Here is a 23455-nt window from a genome sequence, read left to right as displayed (position 1 = left end):
CGCCCTGCACAATAACGCCCTGATGGATCAGCTACTGCACCATATTACGGCGCAGCAGCAACTTGACGAGACGGATCTGGGGCGGATCGGTGGGATAGGTCTGCAGGTGCTGATCCCGGAAGCGGATCAGTGTTTCCCGGTTATGGATAAAGTGCGGATCGATACCAGTCAGTCGCCGGATCACCCGGCGCTCCCGGGGCGTCAGCCGGATCTGGTCACCATGGACGAGCATGGTCAGTCTCCCGGTTTACCGAATTCTGTCTGATAGAATAGATCGAGTGAGCTTGCAAGGCCACTGGCCGCCTCCAGATAGAGGCTGCGCGTCAGGTCGTAGCGCAGTGCCAGGCGACTCACAGGCTGAAAAAGGCCCACCCCGTAACGCAGGCTCAGTTTATCCGTCAGATAGCCGGAAGCAACCACGCTGGCCTCGCCGCCCCGCCCTTCGGTCTCAAGCTGGAGATCGTCAATGCCAACACGCTCGCCGATCTCACGCGCCAGTGGTGCCGTGCGCGCCAACCCCAGGTTGATGGCGGCACGCTCCATGGCGTAGCTGTCGCCTTCACTTTCCAGGGGACGCCCCAGCGTCAGGTACGCCAGGGCCTGCTGCTGGCTCATGGGAGGCTCGGAGAAAATCTCGGACCGGGGCTGATCCGCGGGGCCCGTAAGCCGGATGCCGGCGGTCACGTCGTCCACAATCCGCACCGCCTCAATATCCAGGAAGGGCCGACTGATGGGGCCAGAGAACAACAGAGTGGCCCGACGCATACGCAGATTCTGGCCATAGAGCTCATAGCGACCGTTGCGCAGATTGAGGTCGCCGTTGGCCACCAGATCATCATCAAGACTGAGCCGCCCCTCAAGGTTGCCGGTCACGCCAAACCCGTTGAAGCCCACGCGCTCTTCCCCAATCAAAACATCCAGGTCCAGGGATAAGGGCACTGGGTCGGAACCTGGCGCTTCCCCCTGCACCACGGCATCGTCAGACACACCCACCGCCGATTCCGGCAGCGAATCAATCACCACTTTCCCTGAAGGCACCCGTACCTGCCCTGAAACGGCTACACCCTCCGTCTGCCTGTAACGCAGCGTCAGGTCCGGGAAAACCGTCAGGTCGGCATAGGGCGGAATACTCAGCGGGAGGGACTCCGCCACGAGAGCCAGTTCCGCGCTCAGCCCATCCGCCCAGTTGGCCGTACCCTCAACATTGCCATGACCCTGCTCACCGCTGCGCCAACGTCCCTCAATACCGGCTTTCATGCCGCTTATGCTTGCCCTTGCCTGAAGTTCCGACAGCGGCAACGGCAGTCTCGGGTCCCTGACCGCGCCGTCCGACAGCGTTACGTCCCCCTCCAGGGAGGGGGATGTCATGGGCCCACGCACCGCCAGGTTCCCCGCCAACCGTCCTTCCACGGTATCCAGGTCCAGGAAGGGGCGGACCAGGGCGAGATCCAATGCTTCAAGATTGAACTGACCCTCCACGGGCATGCCTTCCACCAGCGGTTCCACGCTGGCATCCAGATCAAGACGACCCATCTCGGGGCCCGCCAGAGTTGCCTTCAGCTTGGTCCGCTCCGGGCCCAACGCCGCCCCAACCCGCAACCGGTCGTACTCGAAAGGCAGCCACTGCCATGCCTGCTGTCCCTCCTTTTCATCCACTTGTGCATCCAGGTTGTCCGGATCAACTGGACGACGCAGCGCCACCTGTCCTTTACCGGCTCTGATCCAGGCTTCACCGCGTGGTCCCTGCGCCCCCAGCGCCACATTGGCATAGGCGTCCAGTGTTTCCCGCCAGCGGAAATCGGGCGGCAGAATCGGGCGCAAGGCCCTGGTGGGCAGGTTCGCAACCCCAAGGCTCAATGATGGTGAGGGGGTCAGCCGCTGTTCGTTCGCGCAGAGCCGGGCGCCCGACCAGCGCCAGCAGTGGGCGCCAAGGTGGGCTTCACCATCCCGCGCAACCCTGAGTTGGGCCGGGGTCGCCATTAACCAGTGCTGGCCCGCAAACGCGACCCCACCACCATTGATCGTCGCCCGCCACCCATCGTTACCCCAGGCACCCGCTGCGCTCAGGCGCAAGCTGCCCCGCTGATGCCCAAGCGACAGTGCGAGTTCATGCTCAGCGAGCGAGCCCGTCAGCCGTAACTGGCCCGATGTCAGCCGCTGCTCCCGGGCCTTCAGTTGCGCGAAATCCACATGGGCGCGGGCCGAGCCATCAGCCGCCACGCTTGCCTCACCCTCAACCTGGCTGAGCTCAATACCGTAATCCGCGAGGGCCAGATCATGGCCCTGCAAGCTGAGACTGCCCCGGGGCTCTTTCAGCAGGTGGCGGCCGCTGGCATGCCCCTCAAGCTGCCCTGCAAGCCCGGACCCAAGCTGGGTCAGTGCCGGAAGATGCCATTCCAGCTCTGCAGCGATCCCCTCCGTTTTACGGGCGGCCCCCTGGAAGCTGTTGTCTCCCAAATGCAATTCAAGCCCTGGCACCTCCCACCGGCCGCCTTCAAAACGCGCCTCAGTAGCCAGCCACACCGCCTGTCCCCGCAGGCTGCCTGCCAGTTCCAGAGACGCGTCCCCCACCGGGCCGTCATCCGCCATCGCCCCACTGCTGGTTACCACGCCACTGAGTTGGCCATTCAGGTCAGGGAGACGCCGCCCCGGCCGCAGGTTCTCCAGTGCCATTCGGGTTCGCCATTCGACGCCTTCTTCCCAGTCAATGCCGGCAGTGCCCGCGGCACGCCCCAGAGCGCTCGCCACGCTCAGATTGGCCAGCTGAACCTGGCTGAAATCCCCCGAGACAGGGGTGCGGATCCAGACAGGCCCCTCCTGGGTGACCAGCTGCGCGTCGAGGCTGCCTGTGTATTCCCCGTCTTCCAGTACAAAATCCAGTCCAGCATCGCTTACGGCCACCGGTACCCCGCCCTGGTCCGGGACCAAGCGCTGCCAGGGGAAATAACGCCAATCCAGCGAACCTTGAACCGTCATCCCATCATGCCAGCCTATTGTGGCCTCGTTGAGCTCCAGCGAGTGCTCTGCCCCATCCGAGAGCGACAGTGTCTCGATCCGGGCCTGCTGGAGGTTGGCATGACCTTCAAGTGAGGCCTCCAATCCAGGCTCGGTCGCCAGCAACGCATCGCCCCCCACAGACCAGCCTTCATCCAGATTGCCTTGGGCTTCCAGGACCAGGTCCGTCAAGGCATAGTGGGGCGGCAGCTGTGGTGTCGCCAAAAAACGGTCAGCAGTGATTCGGGCCTCAACCGGCACCCCGGGCTCAAGAGGACGCACCCGCCCTTCAAGCTGAGCCTGCCAGGGGCGGCTCATACGGGCTCTCACATTCAGCCCTGGAACCGTTCCAGAGAGTTTGCCGGTCAGCTCAAGCACGCCGGGACCCTCTTTACCAGTGTCATAACGCAGTTCCAGCGCCAGATCCACTGGCCAGTCCCCCGCCATCGTGAGGGAGCCTTCAGCTTCCGCATCCAGGCCCCGTCGTACCACGTTCAATGAGCCCAGTGTCAGTGTATTGCCTCGAAGTTCAGCGGCGGATTCAACCGCATCCAGGAGCAGGGTTCCGTTCAAGGTGACCCGCCCCACTGACAGTTTGCCGACGGATACAGGCAGCGGCAGGTCTATCGAAGGCAGTTTGAGGGTGCCTCCAGAGGCTTCAGAAGCCTCTCCCGGGGGCGTGGACACAGCGACCTCACGGGCCCGTATCCGGTCCACACAAACCTCAAGTCTGACAAGACACCCCGGCGACCACACCAGCTCCGGCTCCGTCACCACCGCCCGGGTACCAGTGCCGTCATCATAGATAAGCCGTTGCGCCCGCCAGTCACCCGCCAGCGTTCCCGCTGACGCCTCCACGGTGAGCCCGGGGGCCTGGCGCAGAAGCCAGCGTCCCCCGCTTTCGGTAAACAGCAGCCAGCCTGTTGCTGAAACAATGCCAAACAGCGCTACCGCAACCAGGACAGCGATACTCCACAGGAAACGCCGCCGCATCACAGCTCCGGACCCATGGAAAAGTGAAGCCGGAGGTTCTCGGGCTCATCCAGCCCCCGTGCAATATCCAACCGGATGGGCCCCACCGGCGAGACCCACCGGACGCCCACACCCACGCCGGTTTTCAGGGGTTCATTCAGGTCATCAAAGGCGTTGCCCTTGTCCACGAAGGCCGCCAGACGCCAGCTGTTGGATAGCGGGTACTGGTACTCCATGCTGCCGGTCAGCAGAAAACGCCCACCGGCATTTTCGCCCTCCTCATTGGTCGGCCCCAGCGTACGGTATCCATAACCGCGTACGCTCTGGTCACCACCAGCAAAAAAGCGCAGGAAAGGAGGCATCTGGTCGAAGTCATTGGTTCCGACGCCACCAGCTCGCACCCGGCCCAGAAAACGGTGTCCCCCGTTGCCCAGGGTCACCAGCCCGCGCGCCTCCCCGGACAGGTGGATTACATCGATGTCGGACAGCATGTCGCGCTGGCCGCCGCTCACCTCGAACTGCAACCGGTACCCCCGTGACGGATCCACGGGAGAATCCCGATGCAGATAACTGTAGCTTACCCCTGGCAAGACCAGCCGGGTGCGCTCACTGTCACCGGCCACCCGGAAACGGTCTTCTTCACGACGCAGGGAAATCACCTGCTGCCATCCCGATTCCAGCCGGCTCTGCCATTGGGCACCCAGGCTGGTCCGGCGGGAGCGGGTGTCCTCAATGTCTTCGTTCTGATAGGAGCCGGTGAAGCGCAGCGAATCCGTCATGGGTGGGTCAAGCGGCAATTCATAGTAAACACCGACATTCTGGCGCGGTCGGGAGACTTCCAGCTCCGCACCCCGACTATGGCCCTTGGGATTCACATAGTGCTGATCCCAGGTGCTGCGCAGCCGAGGGCCCACGTCCGTACTGAACCCCACGCCCGCCCCCAGGGAATGCTGGGTGCGCTCATCCAGTGTGACGTCCACCGGGATTGTCCGCTGCTGCGCTGCGTCCGGGTCCGCGTCCACGCGGACCTCACTGAAATAGCCGGCTCCCCGCAGGTCCTGGGTCAATTCAATCAACCGATCGGAATGATAGGGGGTTCCCGGTTCAAACCGCACAAAACGCCCCAACAGATCCTGGCTGAAATAACTGTCCCCGGGCAACCGGGCCCTGCCCAGGCGATACCGTTGCCCGCTGTCATACAGCAACCGGATCTCGGCCGCGTGTTCCGCCGGTCGTACCCGCAGTTCATGAGTGACAAAGGTACCGTCAAAAAAACCATGGGTCTGGGCACGGCTCTGGAAAAAGTGCTTCACCCGCTCATACTGCCCGTGGTTCAGGATATCCCCTGGCTCGGGACGCAACTGATCGGGGAGCTGGAACGAAGGCAAGTCCGAAGCCCCGCCTCTCACCCCGATCCGTACACGCTCCAGCCGTACCGGCTCCCCCGGCGCCACCTGCAGGCGCAAAACCGGTTCGTCGCCGTCGACCACCCGGTACTGGACATCCCCTTCATAGTAGCCGAGGGCGCGCATGGCTTCCCGCGCACTGTCCCGTGCATGGGACGCGAAACGACGCAGCGAAAGCGTATTGCGGTCACCGAGGTCGCCCACATGGGCGCGGATATTGGATCGGAGAGCATCATTCTCCGGCTCAACGATAACCGCCAGTTCCGCCGCCCGGACACCGGTCACGACCAGGAGCAGCAGCAGAAACAGCCAGAGCCGGAGAACGTTCGGGGTCATCATGGGCGCATGGTATCAGCCCCGGCCCGCGCGGCCACGGGATCAGCGCCGCAAATTCATCAGCTTTGCCAAGCCGTAATGGGACTCCAGCTCATCCAGCGCCTCGCCCGTGTAGACCGCCAGGCGCTGCATGCTCGGCAGGGTATCCCGGCAACCGGTATAACCAAAGTTCAGAGAGCCCGCATAGCTCAGGCAGGTGATGTTGAGGGCGCCTCCATGGGTGACCAGCGAGACTGGGTACATCGCTTCCATGCGGGCGCCTTCGTAGTACAGGGGCTCATCGGGGCCGGGCACATTGGAAATGGTAACGTTGAAAACTGGCCGCATGCGGCCGCCCAGGCCGGAAACCAGCTGCAGGATGTAGGGCGACATCAGCATCATGGTGTACTGGTTCAGAACCTGCCGAGGCAGACTCTGAAGGTGCGCCTTGGCGGTCTCCGTCGATTCCTTGATCTGCTCCAGCCGTGCCATCGCATCCGGCTCGTCCGTGGCCAGGCTGGCAATCATGAAACTGATCGCCGTTCCGGTTCCCTCGTCATCCGCTGGCCTTACGTTGACCGGGATACCCGCTGTAAGCGGTGCGTCCGGGAGCGCATTCTGCTCCAGCAGAAAGCGCCGCAGTGCCGTGCCGCAGAGCTGCAGCACCACATCGTTAACCGATGCATCCGTTTTGCGGCAGATGCCCTTGAGCCGTTCAAAGTCGTAATGCTGGGTGGCGAAGCGACGCTGGCCGGTGATCCGGTTGTTCAGAATCGACTGTGGCCCTACAAAGGGCGCGGTCAACTTGCTGTCCTTACGCTTCCAGGCGGCACTGGCCAGCCGGCCAACGGCCGCCGCCAGCTGCGGTGTGGACCCTGCCTGGATGCGCAATGCCTCCACTGCCTGTTCAAAAGCGCCCTGCACCGAGGTGACCCCCTGACCGGCCCGGGAACGGCGCTGGCTCGGCTCCACCGCCCAGGGTGGCGGCATATCCGTGTGGGTCGGATCCGTTGCCAGAATCTTCTGCATCAGCCGAACCCCACTGATGCCATCAATCATGGAGTGATGCATCTTGGTGTAGAGCGCAAACCGGTTGCCCTCCAGGCCCTCGATGATATGACATTCCCAAAGTGGGCGCGCAAAATCCAGCGGATGCGAGTGCAGGCGGGACACAAGCACCCCGAGTTCCCGCTCACTGCCGGGCTTTGGCAGTGCGGAATGGCGCACGTGGTAATCCAGATCAAGCTCCTGGTCCTCAACCCAGACTGGCACCAGGCTGCGCCCCAGGCGGCTGCCACTGAGCAGCTTATATTTCCAGGGAGACTGAATCTCCCCGGCGTTTTTCATGCGCCTGACCATATCCCGCAGGAAAGTCTCCGGCGCCCCTTCCGGCAGGGAGAATATCTGCATGGTACCCACATGCATGGGGGTATCGTCAGATTCGACCTTGAGCCAGGACGAGTCCAGAACACTCATTCGCTTCATCGGGAGCCTACTCCTTGCAATTACTCCGGGATGCTTCCATAACCGAAACGGCATTCTAACCGAAACATTTTGTTACAGTAGCCCCCGACTTTCTAAACTCAAGGCTGCTTCACACCCTCGGGTCACACCCCTCCTTGCTTGGTGGGCACTACCTGATCCGGGTCCGGCGAATAACCAAGCTCATGAAGCGCCGCCAGGACCTGTTCCAATAGCGGGGTACTGTCGCCCGGCATGTTCTCATCGTCCGCCACCGTCAACTCCCGCGCGTCGTACTCCCAGCGGCGCAGTATCCGCACCCGGTCGTCCCTGCTCAGCCCCTCGGCGACGACCACGTCGGCCGGTTTCTTGAACACAGCTGCTGGATCAACCATTGCTTTTTCCAGATCCATGACTCACCTCCTGCTTTGCTCCAACCAACGTAGCACCCATGGGTCACCAACGCCGACTCAGCCAACACGCCAATGCGTCACGGCCTCACCTTTGCTATAAAAGAGCCCTCCAAGGCATGTCATAAGGATGCAGTGTGCTCGCCATCAACCTTCGCAACCTGCGTACCAGCCACCAGTTGATCTGGTTCTTTCTGGATTTGCTGATGCTGGTTCTGCTGGTGGTCAACCTCTTCTGGCTCCTCTTTGATGCCCTCTACGCACTGGCTGCTTTCAGGGCCTTTCTGGAACACCAGGTGCCGGCGTTCACGGCGCTCTACAACCCCGTACACCGTAATTTCCTGTTCTACGACCTGCTGTTCATCAGTGTCTTCCTGAGCGAATTCGTCATCCGCTGGATCCATGCGGTTTACCGCCGCGAATACCAGCGCTGGTACTTCTACCCCATTGCCCACTGGTATGACCTGCTGGGCTGCATTCCCGCCTCGGGGGCGCGGATCCTGCGTTTCCTGCGCGTTTTCAGTATCGTCTACCGACTCCAGAAGTACGGCATCATCGACATCACCCAAACGCGGCTTTTCGAATTCGTACGCTTCTACTATGAAGCGTTCATGGAAGAGCTCTCAGACCGTGTCGTGATCAAGGTGCTCAGCGGCACCCAGGAGGAAGTCAAGCGCGGTTCACCACTGGTTCAGCGCATCCAGGAGGACGTGCTTCTACCCCGACGGGATCTGCTGGTGGACTTCCTGTCCTCACGGATCGCCCGTTATGCTCAGGAAGGCTATATGCCCAAGCAGCAGGAGCTGCGCGCCTACCTCAACGCCCGCGTGATCTCGGCCATGAACCGCAACCGGGACCTGGGCCGCATCCGCGAACTGCCTGTATTCGGAAGCTGGGCATCCGGGACGCTGGACCGTGCGGTGGGTGACATCACCGCCGAAGTCATTGAACAGATCCTTCAGGATCTGAGCTCGCCGGAGAATCACGCCTTTGTCGAGGACCTTGTGGACGTGATGCTCACCCGTCACGAGCGCGAAAGCACACAGGCCCACGACGCCTTCATCCAGGGCTTGATCGAGACTCTGGAGCTGGTGAAGGATCAGGTCGCCGTCAAACGGTGGCAGGAAGTCCTGGCGGAAAAGGATGAACGCAAGGCTGCCGACAAGGCGGCCCGCAAAGAGCAACAGAAGGCATCAACATGAGTGAATGGCTGGACCAACCGGCACGATACCTGGCTGAGGCCCTGCGTACCGGCAGGGTGACCAGCGAAGCGGTCACGGCGGCGTTACTCGCTCGCATTGACGCGCGCAACCCGCCCGTTAATGCGGTGATTTACCTGGACCGGGAAAGAGCCCTGGACCAGGCCCGGGAGTGCGACCGCCAGCGTGAACAGGGGGAAAACCTTGGGGCGTTACACGGACTTCCCATGACCGTGAAAGACGTCTGGGAAGTCGCCGGTATGCCCACCACCGCAGGCTCCTCCTCGCTACGGGATCACCGGCCACCCCAGCATGCAGACGCCATCCAGCGGCTGGAAAACGCCGGTGCCATCATCATTGGCAAGACCAACGTCCCCCTCTTTGCCTCAGACCTGCAAACCTACAACCGACTCTTCGGCGTTACCAACAACCCACGGGACCTGAGCCGGACGCCCGGCGGCTCATCCGGGGGTGCGGCAGCCGCCCTTGCTGCCGGCATGACGCCCCTGGAACTCGGCTCGGACGTGGGCGGCTCCATCCGCACCCCGGCGCACTTCAATGGCGTCTTCGGGCACAAGCCCAGCCGCGATATCGTCTCGCTGCGCGGCCATATTCCCGGCCCTCCTGGAACATTGAGCCAGCCGGACCTGGCCGAGGGAGGGCCCATGGCCCGGACCGCCGATGACCTCGCCCTGCTGCTGGATGTCATCGCCGGCCCCAGGCCCCACGAGGGCCCCCAGTGGGGGCTGTCACTACCCGCTCCCACCTTCAGCCACCTGGGGAGTCTTCTGGGTACCGGCTTCCGGCCCAAACAACGCCGGCAACTCAAGCTGATGGGTTACCTGGTCCGGCTTTTCAGCCGTTGGATGCGGATTCCGCCCGGACTTGAACAGTACATCATCGGCGTCAACCAGTCGTTTCTGAGCTGGCAACAGCATTCAGAACAGCGGGAAAAGGCCCGCGCGGCCCTGGTCAGCGAACTCTTTGACGGCACTGATGTGCTATTAACGCCTGTTACCCCAACCACCGCCATCACGCATAACCGGAGTCAGCCCATGTTTCGCCGCAAGATCCTTGTGGACGGGCGTGAGCGGCCTTACACCGAGCAAATGCATTGGATTGCACTGGCCACCGCATTGGGTCTGCCCGCAACCTCAGCGCCTGTTGGTCTGGATGAGAACGGCCTCCCCTTCAACATCCAGATCATTGGCGCGCCCGGCCAGGACCGGGCCACCATCGAGTTCGCGCGTCTTATGGAGGCAGAGGGGCTGAGCGGGTTCCAGCCCCTTCAGGCGTGATCAGCCGCGCTCGACAATCGCCGTCACGCCCTGCCCGCCTGCAGCGCAGATGGAAATCAGGGCACGACCACTGCCTTTCTGCTCCAGCAGCTTGGCAGCGGTAGCCAGGATCCGCGCGCCGGTGGCCGCAAAGGGGTGACCTGCCGCAAGGCTACTGCCCTTGACGTTGAGCCGGCTGCGGTCAATGCCACCAAGGGGTTGGGCAAGCCCCAGCTTGTCACGGCAGAAGGTCTCGTCCTGCCAGGCCTTGAGCGTGCACAGTACCTGCGAGGCAAAGGCCTCGTGGATCTCGTAGAAATCAAAGTCCTGCAGGGTCAGGCCTGCCTTGTCGAGCAGGCGCGGCACCGCATAGACCGGTGCCATCAGCAGCCCCTCTTTCTCGTCCACAAAATCCACGGCGCCCGTTTCAACATGGGTGAGATAGGCGCGCACACCCAGGCCCCTGGCCTCGGCCCATTCGTCAGTCCCCAAAAGAACCGACGAGGCACCATCGGTCAGCGCGGTGCTGTTGGCTGCCGTCATGGTGCCCTTGTCCTTATCGAATACCGGCTTGAGCTGGGACAACTTCTCCAGCGATGAATCCGGACGCAGGATATTGTCCCTTTCCAGCCCCGCCAACGGCGTGATCAAGTCGCTGAAAAAGCCCTCATCGTAAGCCGCCGCCAGCTTCTGGTGGCTCTCCAGGGCCAACTGGTCCTGCTCCTCGCGCGGAATCCCCCACTCTTGGGCGGTGATCTGCTGATGCTCGCCCATGGACATACCGGTCCGTGGCTCACTGTTCTCCGGGATCTGAGGCAGCAGATGCCGGGGCCGGAAGCGGGCTGCAATCTTCAACCGCTCCGCATTGGACTTCGCACGATTCAGGTCCAGCAGCAACTCGCGCAAGCCCTCGCTCACACCGATAGGGGCATCCGATGTCGTATCCGTTCCACCGGCAACCCCCGCCTCAATCTGGCCCAATGCAATCTTGTTGGCCACCAGGATGGCCGCCTCCAGCCCGGTACCGCAGGCCTGCTGGATGTCGTAAGCCGGGGTCTCCGGAGCCAGGCCGGAACCGAGAACCGTCTCGCGGGTCAGGTTGAAATCACGCGAGTGCTTGATGACCGCCCCGGCAACCACTTCGCCCAGACGCTCACCTTCCAGGCCATAACGATCCACCAGGCCACGGAGGGTGGCGGTGAGCATGTCCTGGTTGGAAAGCTTGCTGTACGCGGTGTTGGAACGGGCGAACGGAATCCGGTTGCCCCCAAGGATGGCCACCGGCCGTGGCAGGATTCCGGCGGAACCGTTGCCTTTTCCCTGGCTCTTACTGGAATTCGATTTTGCTTGTGCCATGACGTTATAACCTTGTTAAATTCGGGATGAAAACAGTCGGGTGCATACTGTGCGGGTTGCACCCAGAGCCTCATTGGCTGAGGTGACGCGGCCGGGTGACAGAGGGTTCATTGCCATCAAAGGGGTAAGAGCGCCCAATACAACCGCCTGATAATGACTTAAAACGTTGCCTGATGTGATCACTGACAGACTTCTTTTCAGACGACCCGGTTACAATCAAGCCAGTTACAGAATGTAACACACCCCCGCGACGACACTGAAAATGTTCCACTACCACTGACCAGACCAAGGGATAGTGCTATGTCCGATCTCTACCTGAAATTCGTGAACACGCCAGTCGGCAAACAGGCCGCCTCCTCGCTCGGCCTGCCGGCTCCCCTCAAGCTTGAGCGCTGGAAACGTCAGGACCAGCCCTTCATCGAGGGCAAAGTCCTGGTGGGCGCCGGTCCGCGGCCGAGAGCGCTTGCCACACTGGGCGAGATACTGCGCGGCAGCCCGGCCACTCTTTACGCGCCCGAAGGCCCGGCGACACTGGGTGATTCCGCCTCGCTGGTGGAAAGTGGCGTTGCCAAGAGCCTGACCATGGAGGAGGACGCCATTGGCGAACACCGCTTCAAGGCACTGGTCTTTGATGCCACCGGTCTCCGTGACCCCTCTGAACTGCGCTGCCTGTACGACTTCTTCCACCCGACCATCCGCCAGATGGCCAAATGCGGTCGCGTCCTGATCCTGGGCACGGATCCAGCCTCCTGCAAGAGCCCGGCGCGCGCAGCGGCCCATAAAGCGCTGGAAGGCTTTGTGCGCTCGGTGGCGAAGGAAATCGGCAAAAAAGGCGCCACCGCCCAGCTGCTCTGGGTTGCGCCCAACGCCGAGCACCAGGTTGAATCCTCCGTGCGCTTTTTCCTGTCACCCAAGTCAGCCTATGTGGACGGCCAGCCGGTGCGCATCGGCAAGGGCAACGCCAGCAAGGGGCGTACGGCGGTGAACACCAATGCCCCCCTGACCGGAAAGGTAGCGCTGGTAACAGGCGCCAGCCGCGGCATTGGCGAAGCGATTGCCCGGACTCTGGCACGGGATGGAGCCCGAGTGGTCTGCCTGGACATTCCCGCCACCATGGAAGAGCTCAACCGCGTGGCCGAAGCCATTGGCGGCTCCCCGCTGGCGGCGGACATCACCGAGGAAAACGGCCCCAAGCTGATCGCGGACCATCTGGAAGACGCCTTCGCTGGTGTGGACATTGTGGTGCACAACGCCGGGGTTACGCGGGACAAGACCCTGGCCCGGATGCCCGAGCACTTCTGGGATATGGCCATTGCCGTGAACCTGACTGCCGAGGAGCGCATTGACGCGGAACTCACCGAGCGTGACCTGATCCGGGAAAACGGTCGCATTGTGTGCGTCTCCTCCATCGCCGCGTTTGCCGGAAACTTCGGCCAGACCAATTACGCCGCCTCAAAATCCGGCGTTATAGGCTATGTGGAAACCATGGCGCGCCAGCTCAAGAACGGCATCACCATCAACGCGGTGGCCCCCGGGTTCATCGAAACCCAGATGACCGCCGCCATGCCCATGACCATCCGCGAGGCCGGCCGGCGCATGAACAGCCTCTCACAGGGTGGCCTGCCAGAGGACGTGGCCGAAACCATAGCCTGGTACAGCAATCCGCTTTCAAGCGGCCTGAATGGCAATGTGGTGCGCGTTTGCGGGCAAAGCCTGGTTGGCAAGTAGGTAAGGGCCCGGCTCGTCTGTGGGTTTGAGGCTCACAGGCGAGGACGCCAAACGACAGTTGAGGCTGCCAACGAAGTCCAAAGGGGAAGGTAAGCGCCACCTCAAGCCAATGACCCAATAGGACTGCATTGTTTGCGTTTCTTATTCATGACTCACCTCCTGTGTCGATGCTGAATCATCGCTTCGTGGTCTGTCCAAAATTCGGGGCCCACCTCAGGAAGCACTTTCTAACTTCTTGACATGGTGTGCCCGGTTCGCGAGCATAAACAGGCCGTCACGGGTACCTGAAGACGGCCTCGAAAAGGGAACTGCATTATCAAGGAGAGATGTCACAATGGGCCACCTCGTCAGCGCACCCTGCGGAATGACTACCCGCCGCTTAGCTGAACAGCACCTCCGGAACGGCGACCCTGAAAGCGCCAAGCAAACCGCAGCAGAAATCGAATACCGCAATAAGGGCCGCATCAAGAACGGCAAAATCACAATGCCGATGCTGGTCGTTACTCCTGATGGAAATAACTACAGCGATCAGGAAAAGAAGGACTGCGAGAAGCTGCAAAAAGACCTTGAGCAACTCCGTATACGGCTCGGCCCCCAGAACTACAAGAAACTGGTTGAGATCACGAATACGCTAGGCCCGGAGGCGACAACAATCATCCAGGCAGTGGAGCGTTGGACAGAGCGTCACAAAGACACGCTCAACACCGCACAGACCCTCGCTGGCGGCGCAGCTTCCAGTTCAGGAAATCGGCTCGACGGATTTGGCAAAGCACTTGCCCAATACGAGGACGCACTCAATACCTATTTGCTCAGCAAACACTCGCCGGCTGCCACCAGAGCCAAGGCACGTGGAGCAGCACAGAAGGCATTTCAGGAACTCAACAGTCAGTTCGCCTCTGAATTACGGACAATGGCAAACAACCCGAGGTATAAGCCCTGGATCCACAATCCTTACAAAAGCTTCGCAGGAGGCATCGAGTCGTCTATAAGGAGCCAGGGGAGTCCTATTAGCTCGCTGCCAGAAACGCAGCGCTTGAACCGAGGCCTGAGTGCAACGAAGGTTCTCGGGAAAGGCTTAGTTGCGATCGATATTTTCGGCCGCAGTATGCGGGTCGCGCACAGCGACAACAAGGAGTACACCTTCGCGAAAGAGGCTACGAGTTTCGCAGCCTCTATGGGCACAGCAACCATCGTCGCCCAGGGGACAGCAATTGGGCTTTCCCTGGTCTTCGCCCCTGGGGGTCTTGTACTAATCTTAAGCGTTGCTGCCGTGGGTGCGCTCACAGCCTATTACACCGACCTCGTTACGCGCGATCTTTTTGATTCCGCCTCCCAAGCCCTAATGGACTAAGTTGATCTAATGTTGTTTGTGCCAAACCCATGCGACAGCCTCATCATTGGCTACCTGATTCCAATCGCAGCTGGGCCAATTATACCACTCATGGTACTAGCGTATCCGTGCCTTGGCCGTTACTTCGATGCTCGGGTTCAGACCAAGGAATCACCTGATTTCCATATAGGTCCTATCGGAACCTTTATCGCGCGACCAGTGGCTTATGCGCTTTATGTTGTGCTGGATCTGGACTGGGAAAAACTTGAAGCACGGGCTATGCGCAAAAACCCGAACAATCCAATTGCCCCACTGGTCCGCAGTTACGGCTCGATCAATTACAGACAGGAGGCAAATGCGTTTCAGGTTGGTTTGAGCTGGCTCTACGTGTTGTGCCTCTCGCTTACCGTTATGCTCGCTGCTAGTTACGCAGTGTGTATGCACCTACTCTGAAATATGCGCCAATCGCTGACCCTGACCCTTTTTCAGCATTACCCAACCATTCTTTTAGCCCGTTTTTCAAGATCAAATAAAACGGGTGTAAGGAGAGGCGCTTTGAGCACCACGGCATCGAGTACCTGGGCCGGCTGCGGCCCAATGTGGCGCTGGATCGCCAGGCCGCCCCTACTTCAAGCGCCCGCCGGGACGCCCACCGAATCAGCCGCGCCAGTGGTGTCACGAGTTGAGCTATCAGGCCGAGCGCTGGCCCCAGCCCGGGCGTGTGGTGCTGGTGGTGCAGGAACACCCGGACGATCTGCTGCTGCACCACTTCTACATCATCACCAATCTGGATCCGCTGTGCCACAGCCCGGACGAGGTATTGCGCCTGTACCGGCGCCGGGGCAAGGCCGAAGGCCACATGGGCGAGCTCAAGTCGGTACTGGATCCCTATCTGGGCTCCACCGGCCGGGGCTGCTCCACCGTTCAGCAGGTGGATAGGCGCAGCAACGAGATCCTGTTGTTGCTCAGTCTCTTCGCCTATGAACTAATGCACGTACTGCGCGATCTACCGCAACAACGCACCAGCGAGGGCTGGAGCCTGGCGCGGTTGCGCGAGCAGGTGCTGAAAGTCGCGGCGCTGACGCGCGTGCACACGCCAACCCCTGGCCAATAACGCCCATGAGTGGGTGTGATGGCGTCTCATGGGCCGTTAGCAGCTGCGTTGAGCCCAAAGAAGCGGATATTACGCGATCACCCGGGTCGGTGATTCAAGCGACACAGCAGCTCCGCGCCGGATCGCCGGGGCTGATGAATAAAACGGGGTGATGGCTACCAGCTGGTAGTAGCGCGGCGTCATGCCCCTCCCATCACCGTAATAAGGCTGCACGGCAATGGTCCTGGCGGTGGACTGCAGGCTCTTCCACTAGTCCAATAGCAGTAGCGTTGCCAGAGCCACTCTGGTGTGGGGAACCCATCCAGGCTGATGGTGGACTCGGTCTTATCGCCCAGGCCGGTATTGGCGTGGAAAAGGACAGTGAGGTCAGTCCCGGTCTGGTTCAGTAGCTCAAGGAATGATGAATCATAAAACCACGATTGCTTTTGCAAGCACCAATCAGCCAACTAAGGGCTGCCTAAGAGCCGCATAGACCTGGAGCTTCGAGTCTTATAATTTCTACTAGGACAAAAGAAGAAAGGAAATGGTGGGTGGTGCTGGGATCGAACCAGCGACCCTCGGCTTGTAAGGCCGATGCTCTCCCTAACTGAGCTAACCACCCAAAAGATGGCGGAGCGGACGGGACTCGAACCCGCGACCTCCGGCGTGACAGGCCGGCATTCTAACCATCTGAACTACCGCTCCGTTTCGTTCTTCAGGGCTTTCCCTGCCGAACGAGATGCGTATTCTAAAGAAATCAGCGTTAGTGTCAAACCCCCTTTCGAATTTTTTTCAGTGATCGGTTGGATCGCGACGCTCACCGCCCTCGATCACCTCCAGCGTCGGGCCCTGTTGCCGGCGCTCACGCAACAGTTCCTCAACCCGCTCCTGCCTGGATCTGGGCACGGCCCGCCAGGCCAGTGCCTGGTTGAGCCTGTCCAGGCGCCGGGCCACGCCAGCAGTCATTGAGTCCAGTTGGTCGCGCTGCCAAGCGTGCCAACGATCAATACGCCGCCGCAGGCGCTCTCCGGCCATAAACTGGCGTGCCATCTCAGGAACCCTCCCCGCTGGCCAGCCGGTCCACTCGCTCCTGCAGGCGTACGAACCGTTGGGTCAGCTGGGCGCGTGAGCTGTCGATGGAATCCACCACCGAGGCCAGTTCGGCAACCCGGTCCTTCAGCTTGCCAAGATCACCGCTGCCGGGCTTTTCCTGTTCCAGCGCGGTTACACTGCTTTCCAGACCATCAATACGGGCCCGCATTTCTTCCAGTGCCAGCCGTTGACTCTGCTTCAAGGACTGGACACGGCTGTCCAGATCCTCACGCACCTGCGTAACCGCCTCGTCTACCGAAGCGTTCAGCTGCTCTGCGTCCGGCAGTCCCTTAATGGTCCCCGCCAGCTTCTCCAGGCGACCTGCCTGGCTCTGCTGACCGGAATCCAGTTCGCTGATCCGGGACTCAATGGAGCCCACCTTTTCCTCAAGGGTCTCAATCCGCGGCTGATTCGTCTGGTGGGCCACGACCCAGAGCTTGCGCATCTCGCTATCGAGCATTTCAAGCTTTTCTGAAACCGCCTGTCCGGTTTCCTCCTGCTCCTCATCCACCACCCCGAGCTCCATCTGGTTGGTGCGCACATCGCTTTTCACGGTTGCCAGCGTGCCTTCCAGCTCGGCAATCCGCTCAGCCTGCTTCCAGGCCAGCCAGCCACCGGCACCAATACAGACCAGCACAAGCACCAGCATCGCCCAGAGAGGCCGCATTCCCGGGCTCTGTCCCTCGCCAGAGCCTTTCCGTCTCCCGCGCTGCGCTGCGACGTTTTCACGCTCGGCCAGTTGGTCTTCGTCGGGCTTCAGTGACTCCATGCTTGTCCCTCTGCGTCCACGATGTCTGCCTCTGATGGGGTTCATGGCATGGTACTCTGGCTGCAATACTGCGCAAAGCCCGAAGTACTGGTTACCATTTGCACCGCCCCCTCTGCGGGCATAAAATACCGCGTTTTCCCGCAGAACAGTGATGTGGAGTCACCCATGACGCAACAGGCTCAGGTCGGACTCATCATGGGCTCAAAGTCAGACTGGCCGACCATGGAACACGCGGCCAGCGTGATGGACGAGCTCGGCGTAGCCTACGAACGCCGCGTGGTTTCGGCCCATCGCACGCCGGAGCTGCTTGGTGACTACGCCCGGCAAGCGCGCGAGCGAGGGCTTAAGGTCATTATTGCGGGAGCCGGCGGTGCCGCGCACCTGCCCGGCATGGTTGCAGCCCACACAACACTGCCTGTTCTGGGTGTGCCTGTGGAATCAAGGGCGCTGAGCGGAGTGGATTCGCTGTACTCCATTGTCCAGATGCCTGGCGGCGTTCCTGTCGGCACTCTTGCCATCGGTAAGGCGGGGGCGCGCAATGCCGGGCTTATGGCCGCGCAGGTCCTGTCCCTGTCCGATGCTTCTGTTGCACAGGCGCTCCAGGCTTTCCGGGAGAAACAGACGCAGGACGTTCTGGATAACCCCGACCCGGCAGCAGACTGAACCACGACGATCACGGCAGGAGGGTAGGATGAAAATCGGTATTCTGGGGGCGGGCCAGCTGGGCCGCATGCTGACGCTGGACGGCATGCGCCTGGGTCATGATTTCAGCCTCTACGATCCGGCCGGCAAGGGGTCGGCAGGCGTGGGCACCGTCTACAACGATCCGGACGGTCAATACCTCCAGACCTTTCTCAACGATGCGGACGTTGTGACCTATGAATTCGAGCACCTGCCGCTCGAGCTTGTAAACCGGATCGCCACGGATAAAACCGTCCACCCTGTGCCCAGGGCCCTGCAGTGCTGCCAGAACCGTCCTCTCGAAAAGAACCTCTTCAGGGACCTGGGCATCAACACCGCCCCCTTTGAAACCGTGGACTCGGCGCAGGCGCTACAAGCCGCCACAGAGCGTCTTGGGGGCCATGTTGTGGCCAAGTCCGCAACCGATGGCTACGACGGCAAGGGCCAGGCCGTGCTGGAGACGCCGGACCAGGCACTGGATGCCTGGCCTGACATTGGCTGCGACACAGCCATTGCCGAATCCTTCGTCCCCTTCCACCGGGAGCTGTCGATCGTCGCCGTCCGCGGCCAGGACGGTGACATGGCTTTCTACCCGCTGGCCGAGAACATCCACCACAAGGGCATCCTGCGCTTTTCGATCGCGCCTGCCCCGGGGGTTACCCAGGAGCTGGAAGACCAGGCACAACGCATGATCCGGACCCTGATGAACGAACTCGGGTATGTGGGCGTGCTGGCGCTGGAAATGTTTGAGACGGACGAGGGCCTGGTCGCCAACGAGATGGCGCCCCGGGTACACAACTCCGGGCACTGGAGTCAGAACGGGGCGGTGACCAGCCAGTTCGAGAACCACATCCGCGCCGTTTCCGGGCTGCCCCTGGGGGACACGGCCGCCTTCCATCCGACCTGCATGATCAACCTGATTGGCGAGACGGGGCCGGTGGCTGACATCCTCAAACTCCCCTACACGCATCTACACCTCTACGGCAAGTCCGAGCGGGCCGGTCGCAAGGTTGGCCATATCAACATCGTCGCGGAATCCCTTAAAGAACTACGCTGGCGTGCCATGAACACTGCCAGCCTGTTACCCGGTTGCCCGGAATTCGACTGGCACCCATGAGGCCGCGCGGGTCCTTGTTGTCGCTGATTTTTTAGCTTTTTACCCAGACCTGCTACGCTTGTTCTGAGCCGGGGGTTCCCGGAAGGAGTGACAAAGAATCCGGACCGATCCATGAGGACACTTTTCCAGCCTGAACGCCGACTCGGTTACCGCATCCTGCGCTGGGTGCTGATCACGGCGTTTACGGTGGGTTTGATCATTGGCAGCACCCAGATCTTCATTGACTTCCGTACGGTCTCGAAGGAACTGGATGACCGCGCCCGCCAGACACTTGCCCTCGTCCGGGAGCCGGCAACCCAGGCCGTCTACAGTATTGACGAGGATCTCGCAACGCAGGTCATTGATGGGCTGTTCGAACAACAATCCATTCGTGGGGGTAAAATCACCCATCCCGACGGGATGCCCCTGGCCCGGGATCAACGCCCGCTCACGGAAAGCCCCTACCGCTCGCTGACCGACGTCATTTTTGGCCAGCAGCGAACCTATAAGGTGGAGCTGGTGCGTCCCCAGTCCGGTGAGGCCATCCAATACGGCACGCTGACCATCAAGGTGGACACCGCGCCCCAGGCCACCATCTGGCTTGAGCGCGCTTTCCTGATCATGCTTTCCGGCGTGGCCCGCGCCGTTATTCTCGGGCTCGTGCTTTACGTGGTCTATCACCTGCTGGTGACACGACCCTTGTTCCGTATTGCCGAGGATCTATCGAATGTGGATCCTGCGGATCCCGGCCGGTACCTGCTCCAGACCCCCCGGGGCCACGACCGGGACGAGCTCGACACCTGGGTCAGGGCCACCAATGAACTGCTGACCGCCATCTCGGAAACCCAGCAGAAACACCAGGACGCCCAGGACCGCATCACCCGCCTGTCACGCTATGATGCGCTAACCGGCCTCCCCAACCGGGACATGTTCCTGAGCCTTCTCAACGGGGCTCTGGAAGCCGCACGCCGCCAACGCGGCATGGTCGCCATCTTCTGCATCGGGCTGGATGACTTCAAGACGCTCAACGAGCAGTACGGTTTTTCCAGTGGCGACCAGTTGCTGCAGGTGATCGCCGAGCGGATCACGAACAACAGCAACCAGGAAAACCTGATCAATGGCGGGCGACTGGGCGCTGACCAGTTCGCCATCATCCAGAGCGGGATCAAGGAAACCTACGAGGCGGCCGCCATGGCCGACTGGCTGCTGCACGAAACCAGTCGCCCGCTCAATGTCAGCGGCAAGGAGATCAGCATAACCGCCACGATCGGCGTTGCGGTCTACCCCAATGACGCCCTGCAATCCGACCGCCTGCTGCAGAAAGCGGAACAGTCCATGACCCTGGCCAAATCCGCGGGTCGCAACCAGTTCCAGTTCTACGTGGCAAGCGTCGACCAGGCCATCCGGGAGCGTAAGAACCTGGAGCGGGACCTGGACGTCGCACTGGCCGAGCGTCAGTTCTATCTGCTCTACCAACCCCAGGTGGATATGGACAGCTGCCGCGTTCTGGGCGCCGAGGCCCTGATCCGCTGGCATCACCCGGAGCGTGGCTTTATTCCGCCGGATGAGTTCATTCCCCTGGCGGAGCTCAACCTCTCGATCATCGAGATCGGGTACTGGGTTCTGGACGAGGCATGCCGTCAGGCCCGGGAATGGATGGATCAGGGGCTGGCGCTGCGGATGTCCGTCAACCTCTCTCCTGTTCAGCTGCGCCAGAACAACATCGTGGATGTGATCCTTGGGGTACTGCACCATCATGACCTGCCGCCCTCCCGCCTGGAGCTGGAGGTGACCGAAACCAGCTTCATGCAGAACCTGGATGACGCTATCGGCAAGCTCTCGCGCCTGCGGGATGAGGGGATCCGCGTGGCCGTGGACGACTTCGGAACCGGCTACTCCTCGCTGACCTACCTCAAGCGGTTGCCGGTACACCACCTGAAAATCGACAAACAGTTCATCCGGGACCTACTGGCCAACGAGGAAGACACCCAGATCGCCAATACCATCATTGACCTTGGGCGCAGTCTCAGCCTGGACGTGATCGCAGAAGGGGTGGAAACCGAGGAACAGAGTGTCTACCTGGTCAACCGGGGTTGCGTGATGGCCCAGGGCTTTTTCTTCAGCAAGCCCGTGAATGTCAGCCAGTTCCTGGCCTTCATCGAGACCTTCAGCGCAGAGCCGTAAAACCGGAGCCAGGTTGCTCCGGTTTTACGCTGCTTGGCCCCCGTTAGGCGCCAATCACATCACTCAACGGGTGGCAGGGGATTACCTTCAAAAATCTCTTGCAGCGGGGGCCGTTCAGGCTGCTTTTTGTCTTCGCCCTTCATTTCCAGGTTCACCTTCCACAGGCGCTTGAACTCTTCACGGGCAACCTTGTCCGCCTGGCCCTCCTCACGGAGAATCGTCGGTCGCAGGAACACCATCAGGTTACGCTTCTGCCGCGATTTTGACTCACTGCGAAACAGCGCGCCCAGCAGCGGGATATCACCCAGCAATGGTACCTTGTGGTGAGCAATCCGGTAGTCCTCTCTGATCAGGCCCCCAAGCACAATCGTTTCTTCGTTATCCGCCAGCACCGTGGTCTTGATCTCACGCTTCTCGGTAATCAAATCCGCCGCGGCGTCCAGTGACTGACCGATGTCCTCCGTCGTCTGCTCAACAGCAAGCTTAACCACATCCTCAGCGCTGATGCTGGGCTCGACTTTCAGCGTTAAACCAATGTCCTTGCGCTCAATGGTCGTGAAGGGATTCTGGAGGCCGTCACCGCTATTGGTCGCCTGCCCCGTCCGGAAAGGAACATTCTGACCAACCATGATTTCGGATTCCGAATTATCCAGAGTGATAATGGACGGTGTGGACAGCAGGTTCGCCTTGCTTGAGGATGACAATGCCTGGATCAATACGCCCCAGGTTATCCCGTTGGAATCCCGCTCCCCGGCTCCGATAGTAAGCCCGGAAGCAAGCCCGATATTGCCACTGCCATCCTCGCCACTGCTTGAACCGCCCAGTATCGTCCCGAGAACGTTACTGAGACTGAGTCCCACATTGCTGAAGTTGGTCCCCGCCACGGGAGCTGCGGTTTCCCCCGACTCATCGCCAGCTGCCCACTGCACGCCCAGGTCCTGCCCGACCTCACGACTGACCTCAACAATGGCGGCCTCGATCAATACTTGTGCGCGACGCACGTCGAGCTGATCCACGATGAACTCAATTTCGTTCATCAACTGGGGCTTAGCTCGTACTATCAACGCATTCAAACCCTTATTGGCATGGACGGAAACATTACTCTTTCCGTCCTTCTGGGAGCCCTTGCCATTCTTGGTAATCTCCCCCATGAGTCCGCTGAGCATCTCGCTGAGCTTTGTCGCATCGGCGTGATTAAGGCGGATCACCTTGGTGGTACCACGGCTGGTACTTGGAGTATCAAGTTTCTCAACAAGTTCACGGATCTTTTCCCGGAACGCACTATCACCCCTGACAATGAGACGATTACCCCGTTCGTCCGCGACCACACCGGCAGCACTGTCCCTTTTATTGCCCCCTCCCTGGCCACTCAGCTTGCCGGGTCCCAGTTCTTTGAGCAGCTCCACCATGTCCCCCACATAGGCCTCTTCCAGCTGAACCACTTCCACCTCGGAGTCCGTGGGTTTGTCCAGATCATCAATCAGGCGCTGCATGCGCTGGATGTTATTGCGATGGTCGCTGATGATCAGCGCATTAGCGGCGGACACGCCCGCCAGGTGGCCATAGCTGGCCACCATGGGCCGGAGTATGGGCACCAATTGCATGGCACTGACATTCTCAACATGGATAACACGGGTCATCAGCTGCTCGGAGGGCACGTCCATGAAACGCGTGATGTCCTCGGCGGCCTGTTTGGCATCACTCTGCTGGATCACCTTGATCACGTCCTCGCCGGGAACTGCCGTAAACCCATGGACATGGAGAACCGACAGGAAAAGGTCATATACCTCCTCCTTGTTCATCGGGGTCTCGGACACCACCGTGACCTTGCCCTTAACGCGGGGATCCACCACAAAGCTGTAGCCGGTGATGTCCGAGACCTGGTCCACCAGGGCGCGGATATCGGCATCCTTGAGGTTGACCGTCCAGGTTTCGGAGGCCTCGGTTTCAGCCACACCCTGCCCGTCGGACTGGCCGCCATCCTGAGCCATCAGGGGCATGGATGCCAGAAGGGCCAGCGCAAGCGTGAAAAACAGTCGTTGCATGTGGATCATCGGATAACCAGTGCCTGTTGTTGTCTCTGGTCTGCCGG

Annotated in this window: 16 protein-coding genes, 2 tRNA genes and 1 pseudogene; 8 read left to right on the top strand and 11 right to left on the bottom strand. The window is 60.9% G+C overall.

Features of this window, described 5'->3' with window-relative positions; genetic code table 11:
- Positions 1–31: 31 nt before the first annotated feature.
- From AC1RQI_RS01720 to AC1RQI_RS01700, 5 genes are all read right to left on the bottom strand, one after another.
- The gene (locus AC1RQI_RS01720) at positions 32–232 is read right to left on the bottom strand and encodes a hypothetical protein (RefSeq protein ID WP_416635114.1); all 201 of its coding nucleotides are present in this window, start codon (positions 230–232) and stop codon (positions 32–34) included.
- 2 nt (positions 233–234) lie between these two features.
- Positions 235–3987 carry a translocation/assembly module TamB domain-containing protein gene (locus AC1RQI_RS01715; RefSeq protein WP_481903421.1) on the bottom strand — a complete coding sequence of 1251 codons (3753 nt, stop codon included), beginning with the start codon at positions 3985–3987 and terminating at the stop codon, positions 235–237.
- Complete coding sequence (locus AC1RQI_RS01710; protein ID WP_481903420.1) at positions 3987–5711, bottom strand: autotransporter assembly complex protein TamA; 1725 nt, start codon at positions 5709–5711, stop codon at positions 3987–3989. Before AC1RQI_RS01710 ends, AC1RQI_RS01715 begins: the two co-directional genes overlap by 1 nt.
- A gap of 39 nt (positions 5712–5750) precedes the next feature.
- Complete coding sequence (locus AC1RQI_RS01705) at positions 5751–7172, bottom strand: WS/DGAT/MGAT family O-acyltransferase (RefSeq protein ID WP_481903419.1); 1422 nt, start codon at positions 7170–7172, stop codon at positions 5751–5753.
- 122 nt (positions 7173–7294) lie between these two features.
- Entirely contained in the window at positions 7295–7561 is a 267-nt protein-coding gene (locus AC1RQI_RS01700) for a hypothetical protein (RefSeq protein WP_481903418.1), read from the bottom strand.
- A 134-nt stretch (positions 7562–7695) separates the two neighbouring features.
- Here AC1RQI_RS01700 and AC1RQI_RS01695 point away from each other — a divergent pair, with 134 nt between their 5' ends.
- Complete coding sequence (locus AC1RQI_RS01695) at positions 7696–8760, top strand: ion transporter (protein WP_481903417.1); 1065 nt, start codon at positions 7696–7698, stop codon at positions 8758–8760.
- Positions 8757–10055 carry an amidase family protein gene (locus AC1RQI_RS01690; RefSeq protein ID WP_481903416.1) on the top strand — a complete coding sequence of 433 codons (1299 nt, stop codon included), beginning with the start codon at positions 8757–8759 and terminating at the stop codon, positions 10053–10055. Before AC1RQI_RS01695 ends, AC1RQI_RS01690 begins: the two co-directional genes overlap by 4 nt.
- Here AC1RQI_RS01690 and AC1RQI_RS01685 read toward each other — a convergent pair whose 3' ends face one another.
- Positions 10056–11390 carry an acetyl-CoA C-acetyltransferase gene (locus AC1RQI_RS01685; protein ID WP_481903415.1) on the bottom strand — a complete coding sequence of 445 codons (1335 nt, stop codon included), beginning with the start codon at positions 11388–11390 and terminating at the stop codon, positions 10056–10058.
- 300 nt (positions 11391–11690) lie between these two features.
- Here AC1RQI_RS01685 and AC1RQI_RS01680 point away from each other — a divergent pair, with 300 nt between their 5' ends.
- From AC1RQI_RS01680 to AC1RQI_RS01670, 3 genes and pseudogenes are all read left to right on the top strand, one after another.
- A complete protein-coding gene (locus AC1RQI_RS01680; protein ID WP_481903414.1) occupies positions 11691–13118 on the top strand; it encodes a 3-oxoacyl-ACP reductase in 1428 nt (475 codons plus the stop codon).
- Between the two features lie 334 nt (positions 13119–13452).
- The gene (locus AC1RQI_RS01675; protein WP_481903413.1) at positions 13453–14469 is read left to right on the top strand and encodes a hypothetical protein; all 1017 of its coding nucleotides are present in this window, start codon (positions 13453–13455) and stop codon (positions 14467–14469) included.
- Between the two features lie 536 nt (positions 14470–15005).
- Positions 15006–15541 (top strand): annotated as a pseudogene (locus tag AC1RQI_RS01670) (transposase); the annotation flags it as partial.
- 545 nt (positions 15542–16086) lie between these two features.
- Here the strand turns inward: AC1RQI_RS01670 and AC1RQI_RS01665 are convergent.
- The 4 genes from AC1RQI_RS01665 to AC1RQI_RS01650 form a co-directional block, all read right to left on the bottom strand.
- Positions 16087–16163: transfer RNA gene (locus tag AC1RQI_RS01665), tRNA-Val, on the bottom strand.
- 6 nt (positions 16164–16169) lie between these two features.
- Positions 16170–16246: transfer RNA gene (locus AC1RQI_RS01660), tRNA-Asp, on the bottom strand.
- Between the two features lie 87 nt (positions 16247–16333).
- Positions 16334–16591: a hypothetical protein gene (locus AC1RQI_RS01655; protein ID WP_481903412.1), complete on the bottom strand. Its 258-nt coding sequence runs from the start codon at positions 16589–16591 to the stop codon at positions 16334–16336.
- A 1-nt stretch (position 16592) separates the two neighbouring features.
- A complete protein-coding gene (locus tag AC1RQI_RS01650) occupies positions 16593–17402 on the bottom strand; it encodes a hypothetical protein (RefSeq protein WP_481903411.1) in 810 nt (269 codons plus the stop codon).
- A 165-nt stretch (positions 17403–17567) separates the two neighbouring features.
- On the opposite strand from AC1RQI_RS01650, the gene purE reads away from it, so the two are divergent.
- The 3 genes from purE (at position 17568) to AC1RQI_RS01635 (ending at position 21363) form a co-directional block, all read left to right on the top strand.
- Positions 17568–18065, top strand: coding sequence for a 5-(carboxyamino)imidazole ribonucleotide mutase (gene purE, locus AC1RQI_RS01645; protein ID WP_481903410.1), 498 nt, complete (start codon positions 17568–17570; stop codon positions 18063–18065).
- A 28-nt stretch (positions 18066–18093) separates the two neighbouring features.
- Positions 18094–19200, top strand: coding sequence for a 5-(carboxyamino)imidazole ribonucleotide synthase (locus AC1RQI_RS01640; RefSeq protein WP_481903409.1), 1107 nt, complete (start codon positions 18094–18096; stop codon positions 19198–19200).
- Positions 19201–19311: 111 nt separating this feature from the next.
- Positions 19312–21363, top strand: coding sequence for a putative bifunctional diguanylate cyclase/phosphodiesterase (locus AC1RQI_RS01635; protein WP_481903408.1), 2052 nt, complete (start codon positions 19312–19314; stop codon positions 21361–21363).
- A gap of 59 nt (positions 21364–21422) precedes the next feature.
- Here the strand turns inward: AC1RQI_RS01635 and gspD are convergent, their stop codons facing one another.
- A complete protein-coding gene (gspD, locus tag AC1RQI_RS01630; protein ID WP_481903407.1) occupies positions 21423–23408 on the bottom strand; it encodes a type II secretion system secretin GspD in 1986 nt (661 codons plus the stop codon).
- Positions 23409–23455 lie beyond the last annotated feature (47 nt).

The organism is Salicola sp. AFF1 (genome assembly GCF_056783195.1).
The sequence above is the reverse complement of the archived record's forward strand: the minus strand, read 5'-3'. Positions and strand labels throughout refer to the sequence as shown.

Bases quoted from the DNA above. Each gene is read 5' to 3' on its own strand.
- AC1RQI_RS01685 (WP_481903415.1), bottom strand. From the start codon at position 11,390: ATGGCACAAGCAAAATCGAATTCCAGTAAGAGCCAGGGAAAAGGCAAC.
- AC1RQI_RS01655 (WP_481903412.1), bottom strand. From the start codon at position 16,591: ATGGCACGCCAGTTTATGGCCGGAGAGCGCCTGCGGCGGCGTATTGAT.
- AC1RQI_RS01640 (WP_481903409.1), top strand. From the start codon at position 18,094: ATGAAAATCGGTATTCTGGGGGCGGGCCAGCTGGGCCGCATGCTGACG.
- AC1RQI_RS01690 (WP_481903416.1), top strand. From the start codon at position 8,757: ATGAGTGAATGGCTGGACCAACCGGCACGATACCTGGCTGAGGCCCTG.
- AC1RQI_RS01635 (WP_481903408.1), top strand. From the start codon at position 19,312: ATGAGGACACTTTTCCAGCCTGAACGCCGACTCGGTTACCGCATCCTG.
- AC1RQI_RS01710 (WP_481903420.1), bottom strand. From the start codon at position 5,711: ATGATGACCCCGAACGTTCTCCGGCTCTGGCTGTTTCTGCTGCTGCTC.
- AC1RQI_RS01700 (WP_481903418.1), bottom strand. From the start codon at position 7,561: ATGGATCTGGAAAAAGCAATGGTTGATCCAGCAGCTGTGTTCAAGAAA.
- purE (WP_481903410.1), top strand. From the start codon at position 17,568: ATGACGCAACAGGCTCAGGTCGGACTCATCATGGGCTCAAAGTCAGAC.
- AC1RQI_RS01680 (WP_481903414.1), top strand. From the start codon at position 11,691: ATGTCCGATCTCTACCTGAAATTCGTGAACACGCCAGTCGGCAAACAG.
- AC1RQI_RS01715 (WP_481903421.1), bottom strand. From the start codon at position 3,987: ATGCGGCGGCGTTTCCTGTGGAGTATCGCTGTCCTGGTTGCGGTAGCG.
- gspD (WP_481903407.1), bottom strand. From the start codon at position 23,408: ATGCAACGACTGTTTTTCACGCTTGCGCTGGCCCTTCTGGCATCCATG.
- AC1RQI_RS01705 (WP_481903419.1), bottom strand. From the start codon at position 7,172: ATGAAGCGAATGAGTGTTCTGGACTCGTCCTGGCTCAAGGTCGAATCT.
- AC1RQI_RS01675 (WP_481903413.1), top strand. From the start codon at position 13,453: ATGGGCCACCTCGTCAGCGCACCCTGCGGAATGACTACCCGCCGCTTA.
- AC1RQI_RS01650 (WP_481903411.1), bottom strand. From the start codon at position 17,402: ATGGAGTCACTGAAGCCCGACGAAGACCAACTGGCCGAGCGTGAAAAC.
- AC1RQI_RS01720 (WP_416635114.1), bottom strand. From the start codon at position 232: ATGCTCGTCCATGGTGACCAGATCCGGCTGACGCCCCGGGAGCGCCGG.